This is a genomic window from Paenibacillus sp. LS1, from assembly GCF_026013365.1.
GTDB lineage: Bacteria > Bacillota > Bacilli > Paenibacillales > Paenibacillaceae > Paenibacillus.
Genome location: NZ_JAPDOE010000011.1, coordinates 72695 through 95188 on the forward strand (window position 1 = coordinate 72695; position 22494 = coordinate 95188).

At 38.8% G+C, this 22494-nt stretch carries 17 protein-coding genes; 15 read left to right on the top strand and 2 right to left on the bottom strand.

Annotated elements, in window-relative coordinates:
* Positions 1–22: 22 nt before the first annotated feature.
* Positions 23–1789, bottom strand: coding sequence for a leucine-rich repeat domain-containing protein (locus OM416_RS26070; protein ID WP_264934331.1), 1767 nt, complete (start codon positions 1787–1789; stop codon positions 23–25).
* A gap of 331 nt (positions 1790–2120) precedes the next feature.
* On the opposite strand from OM416_RS26070, the gene OM416_RS26075 reads away from it, so the two are divergent.
* The gene (locus OM416_RS26075) at positions 2121–2297 is read left to right on the top strand and encodes a hypothetical protein (RefSeq protein WP_264934332.1); all 177 of its coding nucleotides are present in this window, start codon (positions 2121–2123) and stop codon (positions 2295–2297) included.
* A gap of 167 nt (positions 2298–2464) precedes the next feature.
* Here OM416_RS26075 and OM416_RS26080 read toward each other — a convergent pair whose 3' ends face one another.
* Positions 2465–3694, bottom strand: a complete 1230-nt coding sequence (locus OM416_RS26080; protein ID WP_319951935.1) for a Kelch repeat-containing protein — start codon at positions 3692–3694, stop codon at positions 2465–2467.
* 495 nt (positions 3695–4189) lie between these two features.
* Between OM416_RS26080 and OM416_RS26085 the strand changes: the two genes are divergently transcribed.
* The 14 genes from OM416_RS26085 (at position 4190) to OM416_RS26150 (ending at position 22473) form a co-directional block, all read left to right on the top strand.
* Positions 4190–6784: a hypothetical protein gene (locus OM416_RS26085; RefSeq protein WP_264934333.1), complete on the top strand. Its 2595-nt coding sequence runs from the start codon at positions 4190–4192 to the stop codon at positions 6782–6784.
* Entirely contained in the window at positions 6784–7884 is a 1101-nt protein-coding gene (gene glf / locus OM416_RS26090; RefSeq protein ID WP_264934334.1) for a UDP-galactopyranose mutase, read from the top strand. The genes OM416_RS26085 and glf overlap by 1 nt, the downstream gene beginning before the upstream one ends.
* A gap of 65 nt (positions 7885–7949) precedes the next feature.
* Complete coding sequence (locus OM416_RS26095) at positions 7950–9260, top strand: metallophosphoesterase family protein (RefSeq protein ID WP_264934335.1); 1311 nt, start codon at positions 7950–7952, stop codon at positions 9258–9260.
* On the top strand, positions 9260–9988 hold the full coding sequence (locus tag OM416_RS26100; protein ID WP_264934498.1) for a glycerophosphodiester phosphodiesterase: 729 nt from the start codon (positions 9260–9262) through the stop codon (positions 9986–9988). The genes OM416_RS26095 and OM416_RS26100 overlap by 1 nt, the downstream gene beginning before the upstream one ends.
* Positions 9978–10829 carry a LicD family protein gene (locus OM416_RS26105; RefSeq protein ID WP_264934336.1) on the top strand — a complete coding sequence of 284 codons (852 nt, stop codon included), beginning with the start codon at positions 9978–9980 and terminating at the stop codon, positions 10827–10829. The genes OM416_RS26100 and OM416_RS26105 overlap by 11 nt, the downstream gene beginning before the upstream one ends.
* Before the next feature lie 50 nt (positions 10830–10879).
* Entirely contained in the window at positions 10880–12433 is a 1554-nt protein-coding gene (locus tag OM416_RS26110) for a hypothetical protein (protein ID WP_264934337.1), read from the top strand.
* Positions 12417–13607, top strand: coding sequence for a LicD family protein (locus OM416_RS26115; RefSeq protein ID WP_264934338.1), 1191 nt, complete (start codon positions 12417–12419; stop codon positions 13605–13607). The genes OM416_RS26110 and OM416_RS26115 overlap by 17 nt, the downstream gene beginning before the upstream one ends.
* Positions 13579–15021 carry a glycosyltransferase family 2 protein gene (locus OM416_RS26120; protein WP_264934339.1) on the top strand — a complete coding sequence of 481 codons (1443 nt, stop codon included), beginning with the start codon at positions 13579–13581 and terminating at the stop codon, positions 15019–15021. Before OM416_RS26115 ends, OM416_RS26120 begins: the two co-directional genes overlap by 29 nt.
* Positions 15002–15787, top strand: coding sequence for an adenylyltransferase/cytidyltransferase family protein (locus tag OM416_RS26125; protein ID WP_264934340.1), 786 nt, complete (start codon positions 15002–15004; stop codon positions 15785–15787). The genes OM416_RS26120 and OM416_RS26125 overlap by 20 nt, the downstream gene beginning before the upstream one ends.
* On the top strand, positions 15784–17130 hold the full coding sequence (locus OM416_RS26130) for a Gfo/Idh/MocA family oxidoreductase (protein WP_264934342.1): 1347 nt from the start codon (positions 15784–15786) through the stop codon (positions 17128–17130). Before OM416_RS26125 ends, OM416_RS26130 begins: the two co-directional genes overlap by 4 nt.
* Before the next feature lie 38 nt (positions 17131–17168).
* Entirely contained in the window at positions 17169–18485 is a 1317-nt protein-coding gene (locus OM416_RS26135) for a glycosyltransferase family 2 protein (RefSeq protein WP_264934343.1), read from the top strand.
* An 11-nt stretch (positions 18486–18496) separates the two neighbouring features.
* Positions 18497–19735, top strand: a complete 1239-nt coding sequence (locus tag OM416_RS26140; RefSeq protein WP_264934344.1) for a glycosyltransferase — start codon at positions 18497–18499, stop codon at positions 19733–19735.
* A gap of 36 nt (positions 19736–19771) precedes the next feature.
* A complete protein-coding gene (locus OM416_RS26145) occupies positions 19772–21130 on the top strand; it encodes a glycosyltransferase family 2 protein (protein ID WP_264934345.1) in 1359 nt (452 codons plus the stop codon).
* Positions 21115–22473, top strand: coding sequence for a glycosyltransferase family 2 protein (locus tag OM416_RS26150; RefSeq protein ID WP_264934346.1), 1359 nt, complete (start codon positions 21115–21117; stop codon positions 22471–22473). Before OM416_RS26145 ends, OM416_RS26150 begins: the two co-directional genes overlap by 16 nt.
* Positions 22474–22494 lie beyond the last annotated feature (21 nt).

A 22494-nucleotide genomic window follows, 5' to 3' on the forward strand; every position in this document is an offset into this window, starting at 1 on the left:
TCCCCAACATCCCAGGCGATAATTAATACACATGCACACCCGTACCAAGCACGGATTTGTTTTGTACGGAATTACCAGATAGATATACCTTTTGCAGATTAGGCAGCTGGCTTAGGGTCTCGATATTGGAAATGGCGTTGTTCTCGAGATGAAGCTCTTCTATGGCCTGCCAGTTGCTCATGAATTCGAGAGAAGCCAAATTGCTGTCTTGCAGAGTGAAGGAACGTAGAGCGGACATATTGGCAAAGTAAGGCATCATCTGGTCAACTTCAGTAACTGAGGTGTTGTTTATGCTGAAATATGGCTGCTCTAAGGTCAAATGTTCAAGCACGCTGTTCTTCGTGGCCGTCTTTTGTTCAAAGTTCAGCCTACACTCGGAGCATACCAAAGATTTCACCTGCTTTAAACGAAATAAGACATCGCTCTCCTTATATAGTGACGAGTCGTAAATGTTCAGGGTCTCTAGGCTGGACAAGCCGTCCAGTGCACCAAGTTGGGTTATTTCATCGATCTCCCAGAGCGAGAGTTGTTCCAGTTTCGGGAATTTCCCCAGCGCAGCCAAGTTCAACTCTCCGCTTCCGCCACGGAGCGTCAGGTTGGTTGCAGCCGGGGCCTTTAGCCCGGGGAGAAAAGAGCTTGGAATTTCCACTCGCTCTACTTTAGGCAGTGTCAGCGCTTCTGCATTCTCGTAGTAGCCGGACAACGTTAATTTCCGCAAAGAGGACAGGCTATTTATGGCTTTTACCGAACCAAGCTGACTTAGAGAAGCCAAGCGTAGCGTAGTAATGGAGTTTTTACCAGTCAAGTGCTCCAGATTGGAAAAGTTCACATTTTCGATATCTAGCGTTTGTAGAGCAGGCATATTTTGCACAAAGTCGATGGACTTTACATTCGATAAATAGGACAACTGAAGCTCCTGAAGCTGGGTCAGGGCGTACAGCGGCTGCAGGTCTGTGGCTTCGCTGTAATGTATGGACAAGGATGACAGCCCGGTCATGGACGATAACCATCCGAGTTCATTGACAAAGGTGAGCGACAGGGACTTGAGCGGCAGTTTATTCAAGAGAAAGAAATCCGTTACGGACTCATCCACATAGGTAATGGATAAAGAGCTCAGATTAGGAAATTCCAGCAGCAGGGCCAATTCCTGATTGCTGCGAAGCTGAGTGGTAAGCTCCGTAATTTTAGACTTGTCGCCAAAGTAGCCCGAAAATGTACTGAAGGATTCGTTAAAAGCGCCAGCATAACTTTTTAATCCGGGCATATGGGCCAAAGTGGTTTGGTCCGTCTGGGATATTTCATAGGTATTCGTCAGGTCCAATGCCGTCAGTCCCTTAAAAGCTTCAAAATCTCGCTGATCAATCCGCAGGCTATTCAGTTTCTTGTCCTGAGTAATATAAGTGATCTTTTCGGCCTGTTCATCGCTGAAGGGATCGGAGAGGCTGTATGTAAACTTCCACTGATCATTCTCCGAATGCTCTACGGTTAAATAGTGAATACGAGCCAATTCCTCCTCTGTTGGCAAGGCGGACCCTTTATCGAAGATATCTCGCAAAAAAGAGAGCAGAACCTCGCTTTCAGGCATCTTTCGTACAGGCAGATTGGCTTCTGTTTTTGAATAGGTGGAGCTGTTGCTATAATAAAAATATGTACCGATGGCGCCAGCTAGGACTAATATCAGTATCAGCATTACCTTTACGGAGGTAGTCTGCTTCAGCGGTGCTTTAGGGGGCGCTCCGTGGTAATGATTAATGGTCTGGTCTACGTAATAGACATGATTTTGCTTCAATAAAAGCTCTGTTTCACAATAGGGACACTTTAAAACCTCATCCTTCTTGTATTCAATTCTTCCGTTGCAATTGGGGCAGTTTAGCGGAATAAACGCCACGAATGTCCCCTCCTTCATTATGATGGTCATAAGATCATGCTGAACGGTCATCTGATTTCATTATACCTTGTGAATTTACGTTTGATGAGAGAAAGAAGTTTCACATAGCGAAGGAGCAGGGGAATCCTGCTCCTTTTTGATCTTTTTTAAGTATGACTTGGAAAAAGAATTCAAGAGCGTAATCTTGGCTGATATTCGTAACATGGCTGAAACCCTTAAATAGAAGGAATTCATGAGGCGACTTGAGGTAAAGATCATACAGGTAAGAAAGCAGGCAGACAAACAAGTGCAGTCTTACAGGAGAAAGTATCGTGAAGGAACTCAGCAGTTCATGAAGCTGGCTGAACTGACTTCTGAGATGGTACATAGGTTTATTGATAAATTGAAGTACAGACGGACGGAACGTTAAACATTCATAATATGTTTACTGCCACCGCCCTTTTACGGCTTGATATATAGTGACCGACACTCAAAGTCATGTCGAGAGTGTAGCGATGTTGGTTGGAAATTAAATAGAGATGTACACGAGAGAAAGCCCGCTAACCTATATCTGGTCAGCGGGCTTCATTCTGTTTGTTATTCCGCTGTACTATATTCATCCACTTCGAATGAAAGGATGTTTTTAAAGATTACATAATCTTTACGGCTAGTAAATGGTCCTTTGTTGTTCTCATGTTTGTTAATTGCGTAGGAGGCTGTTCCTGTGCCAGCCTCTTTGCCTTCGTACCACGCAATGAATTTATTAACTTCTACCATGGAGATGTCGAATTCTTTTACTAGACCAGTTGTCAAGATAACGGTGAAAATGGCTCTATCCTTGTTACCTGATTCTGGTGTTGGATCTGGGCTTGGAGTGCTTTCGTTTTCAAATGTATACATCTCTACGTTTTTTAAAGTGCCGTTTGCACCAAGGCTAGTTCCGCCTATGATGTACAGATTATTATTAATTACAGCCGAAACAAGTTGTGACCTCGGAGAAGTCAAGCTTCCGACTTTATTAAACGTATTGGTTTTGGGGTCATAAACATCAAAACTATTCAAAGCACTTAGTTGGGAGCCGGAAGAAAACGTCCCACCTCCTAATAAATAAATTTTGTCATGATAAACAGCTATGCCGCTTGAATCTCTGACAGTAGTGTTTTGTTTGAGCGTCCAAGAATCTAAAGCTGGATCATATTCATAGATACCGCCTATTGATGAAGTTAAAAGATTCGCCCCTCCAAACATATATACTTTGCCATCAACGGATGCAGTAGCAGCAGCATTAGCGGCGATAGGCATTTTGTTTTTTAAGGACCAGGTGTTTGAAATGGGATCATAAGACTCTACAGAAGACAAAGAAGTTGAGGTACCATTAACAAGTGCCCCGCCTCCAAAAACATAAATTTTACCATCTAGCGCTACTGAACTTGCCCATGATCTTGCCGTTAACAAGTTAGCGGCAGTCGTCCAACTGTCGGTAGAAGGATCGTAGACTTCTACTTTATTAGTTCTTACCACTGAAGTACCGACATTATAGTATCCACCAATAGCATAGATCTTATTGTCATAGACTACTGCCGTTAATCCAGCACGAGCTGTCGGCATATTAGCTTTAACAGTCCAAGTATCAGTTGTAGGATCATATTCATATGTAGAATTTTGCTTTATACCCGAAGCTGCATGATCTGAGCCTGATGCACCTCCAAAATAATAAATTTTCCCATTAAGTGAAGCTGTTGCCCCACCAGTACGAGGCTCTAATAAGTCAGCTTTAGTGACCCATTCGAAGAAGCAGCAGAAGCGGATAAAGTTAATAGTACCGATGAGAAGAGTAGAATTAGGCTAAACAAGAAAACTATTTTTTTTCTCAATACTTACATCTCCTTAAATATGTATTTTCATGAATTATAGTAAAGAACAATCTAAATATTGTCTAAACGTTATTAACCAAATATGTTATTTTGTGTTGAAAGGATAATGAGTATTTAATTTAATTCAGAATTTCCAAAACCGGAGTCGACAACAATTATCCATGTACCTGTTCGTACCAAAGTGTCTGTTGCAATTTTTACAAGAAGTGGTGAATTAAATCTCGATTTGCTTATTTATATGAGAGCTAGGCATTTGTTAGTTCATAGGGAGTAAATGTCTAACGCACGGCGTATATCGTCCTCAAAATATTCTGAATTGGCAATTTATGCTGACTCTTCACCAAAAGAAGATTTAAGCCGATATAACTTATATAAAAAGTGAATTTCGTGTATGTGAAAATTTAGGATATGACAAAGAATATAACAAGCATACAGGGGCGGGAGTTTAATGAGAAAGCACCAACAAGAGAAGATTCAGAATTTAGTAACAACACTGTATGAGGCAACGGATGAAATTAAACGACAATTTTTGCGAACAAATATCCCAACTGTAATTGAACTGTTGATTGAATGCCAAAATATGGCTGTTCATATAGGCGAGTTTATAGAGAGTGTAAAAGGTGAAGATACACGAACGGTTGAATTGTTAACCCAGTACCACACAAGTCTTTATCATATTGCCGTGGATATCGAAACTTCTAATGTGAATTTCGTAGAGCAATTAAAAATAGAACTTAGAATGATTGATAATAGCATCCAAAATGAACTCAAGCCAAATAAAATTGAGGTTGTATTTTTCCCTTACAAGGCATCAATGTGGGACTCACTTGAATCGATTTGGCTTGCGGCAAAAGAGGATCCGCAATGTGATGCTTACGTAGTTCCAATCCCTTATTTTGATCGAATTCCCGGTGGTGAGCTAGGAAGAGCGCACTATGAAGGGGATCAATTTCCTGATTATGTACCAATCTTAGATTGGGAAAACTATAACTTAGAGGAACATCGCCCGGATATTAGCTTCATTCATAATGCTTATGACAGTGGTAATGTAATCACTACCGTTCATCCAGATTATTACAGTAATAACTTAAAAAAATACACTGAGTTGCTGTGTTACTCTCCCTATTTTGTGACATTCGATGAAGTGGAGAAACATCTTGCTCTCTCAGCAGGTCTTGTTTATTCTGACAGAGTATTTGTGCAGTCTGATCGGGTGCGTGATGGTTACGTCAATGCAATCCAAGCATATGAAAAAGAACAAAACTGCGTGGGTGGTTTCGGGAAACTGGATGAAAAGATTGTGGCATCCGGTTCTCCAAAATTTGACAAGATAATAAACTCCAAACCAGACGATTTTACACTACCAGATGAATGGAAGAAGTTGATTGAGAAGTCTGATGGTTCTTGGAAAAAAATAGTGCTCTACAATACCTCAGTGGGTCCTATCCTTAAAGGGAATGAAAAGTATATAGCAAAATTGCGGTCAGTGTTTAATACATTCCGCAACCATGATGATATAGTTCTTTGGTGGCGGCCTCACCCTTTAAGTGAGGCTACCTACAGCTCAATGCGTCCGTTGCTCTTGGATGAGTACAGACAACTTATCAATGAGTACCAGTTGGAGAACTACGGAATTTATGATAATACTGCAGATTTACATAGGGCTTTGAACTTAAGCTCTGCTTTTTATGGAGATGCTACTTCACTAGTGCCGATGTACCAATGCATGCCAAAACCTCTAATGGTTCAAAATGAAGATTTAAGCGATCATCTTTCAATCGGAAGTGTGTGCGATACAGAGAAATATTTATATTTTCTAACATTGCATATGAACGGTTTCTTTCGATTAGATAAGAAGACATGGAATGTGGAGCATATGGGGAATTTTGTGAATGAGAAAATGCTGGACTGGAGAGTGTATCACTCTATTCATCAAAGTGGCAATAAACTTTATTTTTCTCCACATTCTGCTGCGGCGATAGCTATATATGATATAACAAAGTCTACTTTTGAATATATTGATTTACCAACACCAAAAGAAATGAACTATAACGTTCATAGTAAATTCTCAAAGATTATTGAATGCGAGGGCTCGCTCTACTTTATTCCGTTACACTATCCGGGTATTGTCAAACTCAATATGGAGGATAACAGTACAGAAATTATAGACGAATGGGTGGCTTCTACTAAAGAAATTAGTAATCCAGATATGGGATATTTCCCTAACGGTGTTTATGATGAAAGACGAGGCTCATTAGTGTTAGCTTCTATGAATGCTGATGCAGTTATGGAAGTCAATTTAAGTAATAAAACTACCAAGTCGAATATTTTAGGAAATGATAAATACGGATATGCGGATATAGTGATGATTGATGGTCACTACTGGTTGCTATCATTGGGAAGTCCATGTTTAGTTAGCTTCAATATAGAAGATGGTACAACTCTGGAATACAAAATTAATCTTGAAGGCATACCTGCAGATAGATTTGGTCAATTTCAAAAAATATTATTTTCCGAAAATTCCTTATATTTAGTACCTGCTGATTTACAACAGATGGTCAAGTTTAGCTTGACAAACTATTCGTATTCTTATGTAGATGATTTTTGTCCCGCTAGCTTGCAAAGCGGTGACTCACTATCCAAAAATATTCCTACTGGATATTATAATGTTTCTTCAAGCGCTACAGATAAAATTTATGTTACTGAAAAGCAAAGTAATCGGTTTATAGAATATGACCCGAAAACGGGTTCTCTGCATGAAGAGAGCATTACCTTAACAGCTGGTTCAAGTATCGTTCAGAATTTCTCAATGCATATGCAAGGAAACGTGCTTAAGAACGCTAACAGCTGCACATTTTGGGAACATCCTTATTTCGCATCACTTGAAAACTTGTTTGATATGATTTCGCAACCGGTTCCCGAGCCATGGCTGCACAAACGACTTGAGCAGCAGGTTGAGCTCCGCCATGCAGAAATTTCACATCCTGATGGAAAAGCCGGGATTGAAATCTATGAAAAATCTAAAAAGGCGGTGCTAGATTAATGAAATATGACTATTTGATTGTTGGCGCGGGACCCTTTGGTGCCGTATTTGCACACGAAGCCATGAAACATAATAAAAAATGCCTGGTGATTGACAAGCGTAATCATATTGGAGGAAACATTTATACAGAAAATATTGAAGGTATAAATGTACACAAATATGGAGCTCATATTTTTCATACCAACGATAAAGAAGTGTGGGAATATGTTAATCGTTTCGCAACATTTAACCGGTATACCAATTCACCGATAGCGAACTTTAAGGGTAAAATATACAACTTGCCTTTTAATATGAATACATTTTATCAATTGTGGGGGGTTTCTGACCCAACAGAAGCCGGGGAAATCATTGAATCACAGCGTTTGAAATGTGAAGAACCAGCAAATCTTGAAGAACAGGCACTTTCATTGGTTGGTCGCGATATTTATGAAAAACTAATTCAAGGATATACAGAAAAACAATGGGGACGTAGCTGCAAAGAACTGCCAGCATTCATTATTAAGCGACTCCCTGTTCGTTTCACTTGGGATAATAATTATTTTAATGACCAATACCAAGGGATACCTGTTGGAGGATATACGCCAATCATTGAAAAGTTGCTTGTAGGCAGTGAGGTTAGATTGAATACGGATTATTTTGAACAAAGAGAATACTTTGACAATATTGCTACAAAAATTGTTTATACAGGCATGCTTGATGAGTTCTATAACTATCAATTCGGATCACTTGAGTATCGAACATTAAAATTTGATTCGGAAATACTAGATAAACCAAATTATCAGGGTAACGCTGTGGTGAATTATACAGATCAGGAAACACCATTCACCCGTATAATTGAACATAAACATTTTGAATTCGGTACTCAGGCTAAAACAGTCGTTACACGCGAATATTCAAAAGAGTATGAACTTGGAGATGAACCATACTATCCGGTTAACGACCAAAAAAATAATGCGAGTTATTTAAGTTATAAAGAGCGTGCAGATCAAGAAGAAAATATAATTTTTGGTGGCAGACTAGCTGAATATAAATATTATGATATGTGGCAAATCGTCAGAAATGCCCTGGATACAGCAAGAAGAGAACTGCGAGAAGCTTAGATCAGTGTTTTACATTAAGATTCTAGTGTATGAGGGCCAAGCACAGGAGCGGAGGATGGAAAGCCTTGAAGATTTCATTAATGGGTCTAGCAGGGATGAAAATACGTGCAGGTGATGGTCTACAAGAGCTGGGACACCCAGAAATGCTAAGTACTCCTATATTCTATTTGGCACAGCCTGGCGATCAGATACGGCTCATTGACCCGAAATATAAGTTTAATGTTGCAACCTACACTATGGAGATAGATAGTCGCTGGATCTATACCTACGATTATGCCCCTGAAGAAAGCTGGACGGTTTATAAACAGGATTTGAATGGGAACAGCTATAGGCAAGATTATTATAATTTTTTGGAAAGTGTCTACTTTCGTATATGCCTGAGGAAAATGGATGGAACAGAATTTGAAGGCCATGAAGATATAAATCGTATTCTTTGTTTTGAAAAAGAGGAACCTCCGCCGTTTGAAATGAAGCCTTGGTTGAAAAACGAAGTAGAACGGGTGTCGATGCGTATTATGGATATACAGGAGAAGGACGAACTATGCTTTGCGCTGTTGACCGATACACATTACACAGTAAACGGGACTTGGGATGACACATCTGCGTCCATCCAAGAACTGCATAGAGAAGTAGGTTTTGATGGAATTATTCACCTTGGGGATTTCACGGACGGTATGACAACGCGTGAGGTGAGCCGGCATTATGTAGAGCAGGTTCTCAATGATTTAAGAAAATGTGAAATTCCTGTTTGGGCAGCCCTTGGCAATCATGATACAAATTACTTTAAAAATAATCCAGAACCATTTTCGTTAAAAGAGCAATGTGAGCTTTATTTAGGTAGAGATGAACCAAGATATGCTATTGATTTTGAGTCGCAAAGACTACGTTTTATATTTCTGGATTCTTTCGATCCAAATGAATCATTACGATATGGATACAATACAGCATGCATTCATTGGCTAACTGAACAATTGAAAAACACATCTGATGATTGGCGAGTTATCGTAATTTCCCATGTTGCGCCTGTTCGCCGTTTACAATACTGGGCAAAAGAAGTGCGTGGCGAAGAAGAACTGATGAAGGTATTATATGATCATTCCGCTAAAATTATGGCTTTCATCAATGGTCATAATCATGCGGATATAATAGACAATGCAGAAGGTTTCCCCATTTTATCGATTTTGAATTCAAAATGTGAAGCTTTTACGGAATATAAATCACCAGGTTTTATTACTCCTCATCGGAAATTAGGGGATCCTTCACAAGAAGCATTTGACATTATGCTTGTGAACACAGAGAAAAGACAGATAAGCTTTGTGAGATTTGGCGCTGGTAAAGACAAGATCGTTACACACGGAAGGGCAGAGTGGCTTTAATGAAAATATGGGGGCATCGTGGAGCCTATTCTTCAGCGCCAGAAAATACGCTCATGGGTTTTCAAATGGCAGCCCAAATGGGCGCTGACGGAGTAGAACTTGATATTCAACTTACCAAGGACAGAGAAGTCGTCGTCATCCACGACGAAACCATTGACCGAACGAGCAATGGCAAAGGGTGGGTAAAAGACTTTACCCTATCTGAAATAAAGAAGCTCAACTTCAATAAAAGCGGTCGAACTGAGCCTCTCTTTATGGAAGTACCGACGCTGGCAGAAGTATTGCAATTATTGAACACAACAGGAATGACGATCAATATAGAGTTAAAAACAGGTGTCATCTATTACGATGGAATTGAGCCTATTGCGTTAAAATTAGTAGAAAAGTACGGTACGAGCGATAGAATTATATGGTCGTCATTTAACCACTATTCTGTTCAAAAAATAAAGCTGCTTGAGCCAGCTTCACAAACCGCATTGTTATGTGGTGGAGGGATATTAGTCACTGGGGAGCAATGCGAAAAGGTTGGAGCTGAAGCATTACATCCGAGTGTGCATATGTTGCGGTATCCTTCTCTGGTGGAAGATTGCAACAAGAGGGGAATATTAATACGCCCGTGGACAGTAACGAATGATGAGGAAATTAAGCTTGCAGAAAATATTGGGGTAGATTCAGTAATTGTTAACCGAATTGACTGGGCGAAGGATGTTTTAGCATATGGAAAATGACATGAAACTTAATCATATGAAAACAGGCCCACTTACTACAGGGGATCTAAGAGCCGTTCAACTCATACAAATTGAAATGTTAACAGAAGTGGATAGAATATGCCGTTTGCACAATATTAATTATGCTATGATCGGTGGCACCATGCTTGGTGCTATACGCCATAAAGGTTATATACCATGGGATGATGATGCAGATATCGGTTTGCTTCGAGAAGAATATGAGAAGTTCCGCAAAGTATGTGAAACGGATTTGGATCATAGCAGGTTTTACTTTCAAGACATGCGGGCAACTCCCGGATATCGTTGGGGATATGGGAAAATCAGACGGAAGGATACTTACTTCCTCAGGGAAGGACAGGCTCATATGCCTTATGAATCAGGGATATTCATCGATATTTTCCCATTTGACAACGTGCCTGATGGGAAGTTGGCCGAGAAGATTCACAACCTTCACTGCACCATTATTCGAAAAGTTTTGTGGTCGGAAGTGGGCAAGAAAATAGATGGAAAGTTACTCATGCGGGGAGTTTATTTCTTGCTTAGCAAGATACCTCTGAAAATGGTTTCCAATCATCTATCGCGTTTTGCCGAGAATGGAAACCTTAAACAAAGCCAGCGTGTAAGGACAATCACGTTTCCCGCTCCTGATAAGTATAGCGAGGGGAAGCGGGAGTGGTTTGAGCAAACCGCGGAGTATTCATTTGAAAATCTTACTTTATTGGGACATCGTGATTATGATGGATACTTAAAGCATAAATTTGGTGAATATATGACACTTCCACCTGAAAGTAAAAGAAAGTCGCATCCCGTTTCATATTATAGACTTTTGGATGAAGCATAATTTTCAGCCAGTAAATCTATTCATAAAATAAGTAAAAGGTAGTGCATCCTATGTTAAGTGGTACATTAAGACAATACTATGAAAACTCTCCATGGAAAGATTCTGTTTTCTGTTGGTATCCATTTGAAAACGAAACTGCCTATGAAATTGTCATGGATCCAAAGGAATTATCTGTTGAAGCTTTGGTAATGTACAAACAAAAGTTGGGTTTGCACGGTCGCTTGCTCTTAGTGTATGAGAACCCCTTTGCTTTGCGATACTGGGCAGGCAAACGAGCCATAAACACAGGAGTTCCTTATGATACGCTGTTTGGGTATGGAGATAAGCCACTCCCTAGCAAGGCGGAACTGCAAACTCGTTTAAAACTTGCTGGCTTTGAAGGACAAAAGTGGTTTTACCCGTTAACAGATCAATATTTTACACGGGAGGTATACTCAGAAAACTACCTTCCTGATGAATTTTTGAATCAGCGATTTGTTCCATATGTACGACATGATATATCTCTACAATTTGACGAACGTCCACTCTATCGTGAGGTCATTCGCGGTGGAGCGTTTGAATTTATGTGTGGCGCATATTTCGTAGAGGCACGGGTGTGCCATGATGATCCACCATGCGTAGTAGATTATGCGGCAGTCACGATTTATCGTGAACCTGCTAAACGCTTTGCCACAACGGTTCGTGATGACGGTACGGTACATAAGACACCCCTTCATCCCGACGGCAAGGCAAGCATGCTGAGAACTTTGCGTAATCACGAGGAACTGATGGATCTAGGCGTAAATGTAATTAAGATGAAGCTAGTAAACGGTTCACTAGTCATGCCGCGTTTAAACTTGCCTACACTGTGGGATTATTGGGCAAAGAAACTCTCAGATGGAACGTTTGATGTCCAGGAGATGATTTACCAGTTTGACCGAATTCAAGAAGCCATCATGATGGCTGCAAAGACTGGGAAATGTTATTGGGAGCTAGTTCCAGCAAATTGTTTTTATGATGAAAGAAATGATGAAATGATTTTTATCGATCAGGAATATTACTGGGAAGATGCCTCACCTGAGGTTGCACTTACAAGGGCATTATTGTCACTAATCTATTCTCCGGCGTTTAGTGCAGATGCACGTAGGGATACCTGGCTTGAGATTTTAAAAAAACGTTATGGTATTTCAGATCGATTTGATCTGTTGTCAGACCAAGCTAGTTTCCAAACGTATACAGAAGTATTTGGAACTGAGACGCTCCCGCTTGAGCTTGAAACGGAGCAGTCGATAAAGAGGATAGAAAGAGTGCGCCGATATAATCGTTTTCTTCCTGTTATTACAAAATTGGATGATATGGGGATGAAACGCTCAGCGATCTACGGATTTGGTAAACGGGGAATGGCTTTGAAGCAAGTTTTTGACGATAATGGGATCGTTGTGACAAATATTTTAGATAAAAATCTAAATAATATCGAAGATATCGGCAAGAATCTTGCGCTTAGCAACTGTGACATTTTAATTGTGAGTCTTTTAGAAGGCGAGGCAATCAAAAAGGATTTGCTTGAGGAAGTAACTATACCTATATATACCTTGGGAGAATTAATCGGTGAACAAATTAAATGACTTACAGACTGTCGAGCTAGATATTCTTAAAGAGTTTGCACGAGTTGCCAAACGTGAGAATTTAACTTGGTTTTCTATGTTTGGCACACTTTTGGGTGCAGTACGTCATAACGGATTTATCCCTTGGGATGACGATATTGATATTGCCCTGCCACGTAAGGAGTATGATCGTTTAAGAGTTTCCCAACATTGGTTTAGTGAACCTTATTTCCTGCAAACACCACAAAATGACCCTGCCGCTGCTCCTCATTTTTTAAGACTGCGGCGAAGTGATACCACTGTTCTTGTAAACTTTCCTAATGGAAACACACGAGGTGGTCACATGGGAGCCTATATCGACATTCTTCCGCTTGATGATATGCCAAATGGTGGTGTTGCGAAGTCTGTTCAGGATACCGTTCTGAAGATTCAAAATCAAATGTATGCTTCGGCTGCGCTTGATGAATGTGAGGGTGCTGAAATCCCGGAAGGTAAAGAACAATTTTGTTATGGTGCCGGGGGAATTTCAGGGCAATACGATTTTCTTGCAGAGAGGTATGAGCGTTTCTGCTCAAAGTATTCTAACCAGTTATATTACGCGATCCCCGTTCTCAGGGGAGAGTACGGCAAAAGGGTTTATGATAAAAAATGGTTTTCTGAAAGTGTGGAAATGGACTTTGAGGGCTTGAAAATTCCCGTACCCGTAGGCTATAAGGAAACATTGATTGCGTCTTATCCAGAGGGATTATATGAACCGGATTTGAAAGATCGCACCCCTAAACATGGGAAGTCTACTATTATAGATGTAAGTCTGCCTTACACGCATTATGTTCGCCGTTATACTGACATGTTGAATGGAATTGAAGATAAGAAGATTTATATTTTCGGTGCGGGCGATAGCCTTCGGATTTGGATGGAACGTTACAGTAAAGATCTGCAGGTCGTTTGTGCATTTGATAATAGAAAAGATGCATGGGGGAGTTGCGCATATGGTGTTCCTGTTCGTTCTCCTTCAGAATTGCCGGGGCTAATAGATGAGAATTCACGGCTCATTATCGCAAGTATTTATCACAAAGAAATAGCCAAGCAACTTAAGGAAATGAATGTTTTTGATTACTACTTTTTTATTGATGGATTAAAATATAGCAATAGAAACGGGGGCAATCATGAAGAAAATAGGGATTTTTATATGTAGTTTTAATGGACGAGAATATGTTATTGACTGTATAAATTCTTTGTACAAGCAAAGCGCACAGGATTTTGATATTTATGTCGTTGACAATGCATCAACAGATGGGACAGCGGAAGTTTTGGATAAAATATTTGGAAATAGAATTACTATATTGCATAATAGTGAAAATCTTGGAGGTGCGGGTGGTTTTGACCGCGGCTTGCAGCATGGACTTCAAATAGGATATGAATATTTAGTCATGCTGGACAATGATATTATATTAGATGAGTATGTGATCGAGAATTTGTCTGAGTATTTAGACCGTAATAGCGAAGTGGGTATTGTTGGGGCAAAAATATACTATATGGATGAACCTGAAAAAATCATGGATTATGGAAGCATGATTGATTTTGATAATTTTAGAGTTAATAACGGATATAATTCGAAAAGGGACGACGAAGATATTCCTGCAATTATAGAGTGTGATTTTGTTCCTGCTTGCGCAGCAATGATAAGACGGTCCGTGTTATTGGAATGTGGTACGATGCCAATTGATTGCTTTATTTATTATGATGACATTGAAATGTGTCACAGATTTAGTTTGAAAGGTCATAAGGTTGTTGCTTATTCAAAGGCTAAAGTGTGGCATAAAGGTGGTGGATCTAGCAGAAAATACCAAAATACATTCAGCAGATATTATTTCACTCGCAACAAATGGAACTTTTTTGCAAAATATATCCCGGAAAAAAAAATTGAACAACTTGTTGATGCAATTATTAGTGAAACGTTTCCCGTATTATATGGTTGTCAGTATAAAGGTAAAAGAGAACTTTATGATACAACAAAGTATATTTTTGAGGATTTCATCAATAATGTGCGAGGGAAGGCTCAGGAAGGAAGGATTAACACATTAGTGTCGCGTGAAAACCCCACAATACAAAAATTTAAAAAAAAGGAATGTATACTAATAGACTTTAGTAGCGAAGGTTTAAGTTTAGATGAAATTAGAAAAACCAATCTGTTTTCGTTGATGAAAATGCTTAAAAGTATAAATCCTAAAATTAAGTGTATTACGAAAATGAAGAATTTCACTATGGATGATAAAGTTTCCCTGACAAACTATATTTTTTGTGAATGGGATCAGGAGGGAATTCCTCATGTCATTGCTGATGAAAGTACAGCTCTGCAAGATGTTGATATAGTACTGCAGTATTGCAAACATGCTACTTTAGTGCAAGAAAACATACTGCCAACGGTGTACTGGGATAGCCATTTTAATTTTATTACTGATGCGGCAGATTATAATTATTATACCAATTATAAAAATGAGCTGGATAACTTTAAAAGGAAGTATGAGGGAAAGGTAATAGAAGCCGTGCGCTCCGTGCGAGAGAATAATAGTATTGGAGGATTAAAAGTTGCTAGCATCAGAGACTAATAAACACTGGGATGTAGGATATGTCTCGGGCTCCTTCGATATGTTCCATATCGGGCATCTGAATTTAATCCGCCAAACGAAGAAACGGTGCAACAAGCTAATTGTTGGCGTCCTTACAGATGAGCTAATATCAAATCGTAAAAACAAATGGCCAACGATACCACTTCATGATCGCTTAGAAATTATTGCAGCGCTTAAATATGTGGACAAGGTCGATATAACGACAGAATCTCTAACCCATAAGCGTAATGCATTAAAAAAATACGGATTCGATGCTATGTTTAGCGGTGATGATCATATTGATGATGGTTGGGCGGATGATGAAGATGAGCTTAAAGAGTTAGGTGTTGATTTAGTTTTCTTTCCCTACACCAAAGAAGTATCTAGCAGCCGCTTGCAAGAGATTACACTGCCTCCCAAGGCTGAGCATGCGGGTAAAGCGAAAAGGATCGACGATGGAGTCCAATTTTTATTCCCTTTCGATAAGGTGAATAAAAATGAGAGGATTATCATCTACGGAACAGGGAAAGTCGGTGAACAATATTATCGCCAGTTGTCTGAGTTGGAATTCTGCGAAATTGTCGCTTTTGCAGATACTTATGCCAAGCCTGGCGCTCGTTTTGAGGGAAAACGCTGCCTGACAGCTGAGGAGGTACGTTCTGTTGAGCAGCACTATGATCGTATTGTGATTGCTTCTACGACTTATCATTCACAGATTATATCGCGTTTACGTTCATTAGGAATTAAACCGGGGAGAATTGTATGAAAAAAGTGATAACGTATGGAACTTTTGATTTATTCCATGAAGGCCACCGCAGATTACTTGAGCGTGCGAAAGCTCTTGGTGACTATCTCATAGTAGGAGTTACAACTGAACAATATGATATTCAACGTGGAAAAATGAATGTCGTTGATTCCCTGATGCGTCGTATTGACAATGTGCGAAGCTGTGGATATGCAGATGAAATTATCGTGGAGGATCATGAAAGTCAGAAGATTGGAGACGTTCAAAAGTTCAACGTTGATACTTTTGCTGTGGGCTCTGATTGGCGTGGCACATTCGACTATTTAAACGAATATTGTGAGGTTGTTTATCTCGAAAGAACAAAAGATGTTTCCAGCACTGAACTTCGTATTGAGCGCAATAGAAGTATCAGGCTCGGCATTGTTGGCAACGGGCGAATTGCAGAGAGAACGATATCTGAAGTGAAATTCGTGAGTGGGATTACTGCAGCAGCAGTATATAACCCCCGTCTAAGCAGTGCAACAGCTTTTGCGGAACGATTTGAACTGGCTGCAGCATTTAATCAATATGAGGTTTTTCTGAATGAGGTTGATGGTGTTTATATTGCTTCACCTCATGAAACCCATTATGAATATGCACGTCAGGCTTTGCTGGCAGGAAAGCATGTTCTTTGCGAGAAACCAATGGTGTTAAGGGAAAATGAAGCTCGTGAGCTGTTTGATTTGGCACAACAGACAGGCCTTGTTTTAATGGAAGCGATTAAGACTGCGTACGCTCCCAGTTTTATTAATCTCCTGGCTATCGCCAAAAGTGGACGCATCGGTAAAATTTATGATGTGGAAGCAACATTTACAAAACTTGTACCCAGTGAGCCGGGGGCTAGAGAGTATCTCCCTATGGTGGGAGGCAGTTTTACTGAACTTGCCAGCTATAATCTTTTGCCGATCCTGAAACTGTTAGGAACCAAATTCCATGATCTGAAATTTGACTATTTCAAAGACAGTAACGGTGTGGATATTTATACAAAAGCATACTTCCGTTTTGACGATGCAATTGCTACCGTAAAAACGGGTATAGGTGTTAAAAGTGAGGGACAATTGCTTGTTTCTGGTACGAAAGGGTATATCCAAGTGAAATCACCTTGGTGGCTAACCAAAACATTCGAGGTATGTTATGAGAACCTGGAGAACAATGAAAGTTTCTCTGCCCCGTTCCCTGGGTTTGGAATGCGCTTTGAGCTTGCTGATTTTGTTCGTAATATCAACGAACTGGCAAGACGGAACTATAAACTGACCGCTGAAGAATCTATAACGATGGCCAGCATTATGGAACAATTTTTGCAGGAGAGAAAGGGAGAATCTTGAGACATTGTATGATAAGGATGTAAAAGGAAGGTGATTTTATGCAAGGAAAAGTAAGCATGGTTATGCCATGTTATAACAAAGTGAAGTATATAGGACAAATGTTTGATTCCATTCTTGCGCAAGAATGGGATAACATTGAACTGATCCTTGTAAATGATGGCTCTACTGATGGTACTCGTGACGTGATCAGCCAATATGAGCCTATGTTCCGAAAGCGGGGCTATGAGGTTATTATAGAGGATCAAACCAATGCCGGAGTATGTGCTGCTGCCAAAGTCGGTCTTGCTCTGGCTACTGGCAATTATATATGTATGATCGATAGTGACGATGAGCTGGATCCTAAATATGTGTCTGTAATGGCTGGTTTTCTTGATGAGCATGACCAATATGACTACTGTATTTGTGACGCGGTTCTTTACACGGGTACAGGTATAAATAAAGAGTTCAAACCACTTCAGTTTAGTAAGCTGAATACTGAGGAACCTCTATATACCGAGCGATATTTATTGACCGATATACGTTCAGAAGTATGGGTTTATCTGGTGAGAGCTGATTATTTAAACCAGTGCAATATTATTGAAAACTATTATACAGATACCAAGGGCTCACATGAGCCAGGTTATATCATTCCACTCACCATGTACTCGGGGAGATATAAATACTTCCCATTGGCGTTATACCATTTTAATGTGGGAGACATCGGGCACTCTCATCATGTGAAGTATGAACAGGCACAGAGATTTTATGATGAGTATCACAGGCTAAGTAGAATCGCTGTAAATCAGATACCGGAGAGTATTGTTGACTATGACAAGAAACAGCATATTACTAATGTCTCTTTACTGTCAAAACATATCAACTTGTATCGACATGCCCAAGGGCTAATCGATGGTCATTCATTTTTAGAACAAGCTATTGGTCAAATGGTTGAAACAATAAATAAGGTGTGTAAAGTTTCAAAATCGATAACAATAGAAATGTTATGTGGCAAAGAAGAGTTATTTATTGTTGCAGCAAAAAATAAAATTCTTACCGTTCCTTATAAAGGTATACCAGATTTGTCAAAAAAGAGAATTGTTGGATACGGGGTTTTAGGTAAGATAGCAAAAACGTTACTGCCGTTATTACAGCATTCTCAGCTGGAGCCAACGGAACTTTGGGACATCTCCGGTGATGGAGATATTGTTAAAAAGCCTGATTTTAGTAGTCTTTCAGAAAATGATGCAGTGCTTGTGTTTCCTACATCGGAGCAAGTTCTGGAAGATGTTGAACAAAGCTCTCCATGTGTTGTATATAGTGCATCAGAAGTTCAGTATTTCGTTTCACATTTGATTAAAGAAAATTATTTGAGCTAAGGTTGTGACATATGAATACAGATAATAAAAAAAATAAAGTACTTGTTGTGTATTCATCATTTATAACTTGTGGTGGTGTCGAAAGGTTCCTACTTAACTTTTGTGAGTTGTTTCCTTCGGATAAGTATCAATTAGATCTTTTACTTTTTAATAATGATCAAGACCATGCCAAAATGTTTGATATGATTCCAGGACATGTTAATGTACTTCCGTTTCTACATCAATATTCTAAATGGTCGCCTGGGCTTATGGAAGAACTGGAATCTTCGGGTCTAAGTGAGTGTGTCAAAATAAAAAACATGATTCGTGAACGTAATATAGATGCAGAATTTAAAAAGAAATCTGCTGGCATTCGTTTTGAGGAAAATTGGGATTTGCTGCAAACGATATGTCCGGAATATTCCGGTTATGATGTCGCTGTAGCATTTACAAATATGCTTCCTTTAAAAATAGTAGCTGAAAAGGTTTCAGCTAAGAAAAAATTTGTATTCATGCATTTAGATATCAAAGCAGAGATTGAATTTAAGAAGAATGATGACTCCTTATACCGCTGTGAAGAAAAGTATTATAGCATGATGGACGGAATTATTTGTATTGCAAAACAGAATGCAGATTCTTTCGTTTCCTACTTTCCTGAATTAGCTGATCGCGTACAGGTTCTAATTAATATTAATAATAAGAATCTTATGCTTCAACAGGCTGAGGAGTTTTATCCAGTAGAATATCATCAAGATAGCAATAATTTATTAACGATTGCAAGGATTCATCCGCAAAAGGGGATTGAATTGCTTATTGAAGCTGCTTCAAAATTAAAAAACGCTGAAATTGATTTTCGCTGGTTTGTTCTTGGAAGCTACCAAGTAAAAGCATATGCTGAGCAATGTCAGAGTCTGATTGACAAGATGCATCTTCAGAATCATGTTTTTTTGGTTGGTGAGAAACCTAATCCGTTCCCATACTACAAGAACTGTACTTTATATGTACAAACTTCTGTTTTTGAAGGTCGTCCTCTCTCCATAGAAGAGGCCATGAGTATGAATTGTGCAATCGTGACGACAAATTTTTCTTCCGCAAGAGAACAGATTGAGCATAATATTAACGGTAAAATATGTGGTCATAATGCTGAAGAGTTAAGTGAGAGAATAGCTGAATTACTTCAGAATAATAAGGAACGATTAAGAATTTCTCAAGGTAATATAAATTATGATGGAACTGCTGGAATAAAAAAATATTTGGAATTATTCAAGTGAAACTAAGTATGGAGAGGTTTTTTGGGAGGAGAGCAAATGCAGCCCAAAGTAAGTATAGTTATACCTTGCTACAATAAAAGTGAATATATGCATAGAATGTTTGATTCGATCTTAATGCAAATATGGAACAATATCGAGTTGATTTTGGTGGACGACGGATCCACCGATGACACTCAATATGTCATTACAGAATACGCGTCTAAGTTTGCATCTAGGGGATTTGAATTAATCACGATTAAGCAGGAAAATAAAGGATTACCAGCTGCTGTATATGAGGGATTAAAGCGGATAACTGGTGAATATGTATGTCAAGTTGATGCAGATGACGAACTTGAACCAGAGTATATTTCAACCATGGCGGGCTGGCTATCTTTAAACGCGGATTACGAATGGGCGGCTTGTGATTTTTGGTATGTTTATAGTGATCGAAGTGTATACCACAGTTATTTTAAGGTGCACGATCATGAAAAAACATTATCTAAAATGGTCGATAGCTTTCTTCTGGGTAGAATCGTAGATATGGTTTGGGTATATATGGTGCGTAGTAGCTATTTGATAAAAAGTGGTGTTATCGATAATTATTACCACGAAATTAATCGAACTCAAGAACCACAATATGTATTACCTTTAGCCGCAAATAATGGTAGGATTAAGCACTTTCCGCGCCCACTTTATCGGTATATGCAAAACGAAACTCAGATGTCTATTAGAAAGACATTAGATGATTATGAAAAATATTATGAGCATTATTATACGATTGTTAATAGTACGATAGAGTGGCTTCGCGAAATGCATCCAAAAAATAGTAAAATCTCTGTTTTAGCTGAATTAGGACGTCTGAGAAGAAATTTGTTCTTATTGGATCGATTCAATCAGTCGAAATCATTGAAATTCCAGTTGCTTTGCGAAGAATTGAAGAACTACATTAATCATGTATTCAATCCTAATCCTAAAATACATGTAGAACAAATCACAAATTTAAAGCTATTTTTTGCAGCTATTACAGATAACATTTTTAATAATATGCCCCAATATACTAACCAAATTTCAGGACGAATTATTGCGTGGGGCGCACTTGGGAAAAATGGACGTTCAATTCTTGAACATCTAAACAATACATTACTAGAACCTCATGAGCTATGGGATATCAATGGAGATGGGGAGTCCATTAAAGTACCGGACATTAAAAACTTGAATGCGAATGACACGATTTTTATTCTTCCATCTAATTATGAAATAGTTTATCAACTTTCAAAAGACCTTAGACAGTTTGGTTGTATCATCATTACTTATGATGAACTACTAACCTATGTAGCCTCTAGCGATTTCCCGCAGTTTTATAACAATTGTACTGAATTGTTGTTGAAAGGAGCAAGCTTATGCAACCTAGAGTAAGTATGGTTATGGCATGTTATAACAAAGCTAAGTACATCTCCGGAATGCTTGATTCTGTACTCGCACAGAAGTGGGATAACATTGAGGTTATCCTGATTAATGATGGCAGTTATGATGGAACCAGGGAGGTGATTTATCAATATGAGGAAAAGTTAACAGTCCGAGGTTATACAGTTGTCATTGTTGATCAGGAAAATATGGGTGTGGCAGCTGCAATTAGAAACGGGCTGAAGCTCGTAACTGGAGAGTTTGTTTGCATGCCTGATTGTGATGATTTGCTACATGAGGAATACGTTTCAGCCATGGTAAAAGCACTATATGAATTTCCCGATGTCAATATTGTTGTTTGTAATGAAGTAAGAAATCGTTGGGATATAGGATTTGCTCCAGTAATAGGCCTTCCCGAAACGATTTTGGTATCTAATTATAATCAAGATTTATTGAAAAAATATATTTTGAGGAAAATTTCAACTTCTGTGGCAGTGATCATGCTTCGAAGTGCATTGATTTATAAGTTAGATTTAATCAAAAATTTCATTATCCATCTGAGTCAGACTCAGGAGGATCAGATCTGGATTCCGATTTTATCCTCAGAGAAGTCTATCCTTCATCTACAAAGACCCTTATACTCGTATATTTTGAGAGAAGATTCCATTGTGACATCGCAAATAGGCATACAACAGATTCGTCAATATGCAGAAACAAGGAGCTTATTGTCCCAGAATACTCTGGAAAATTGTATAGACTCTATAAATAAATTGGAGTTTTATTTTTTTCTAGTGATACTATGTAAATACTCTTTTATTGTAAGACGGATAAGCCGGAATCATCAGCTAGAAAACTATAAAGAATATTATGTAAAAAAATTTATAGAGGCTGTAAATGACACTGACTTCCTACCTTATAAATTAAATGAGAATCTTAATCAAAAGATTGGATTTTCTGTGGGTTTTAATGCGGTCAGCAATTATGTGACACAATATTTCTCTGAAAAGATGAATACGTTACCTACTGTTCGAAATACGAAAGGTCGTTTAATTGCTTATGGTGCTGGTTTTGTATCTAAGAGTGCACTAGAGGATTTTATAAAGTGCAATATAGTACCAGATGAAGTATGGGATATTAAAGCACAACAAGGTGATCAGCTTTTTGAAATTCCTCTTAAGCAACCTGACTTTGATTCACTTAAGACGGAAGATACAGTTATTATATTCTTGTATGGCAATCAGGATGTAGAATTTGAACTGCGTAAAACGGATTCGAAGATATTTTATTTTCAGGATGTTCTGAATGACTTAAGTGCTGAGTATTCCGGGGAATTCATTGTGAAGCAAATTAAATAATAACAAAAGACTTTCAAATTT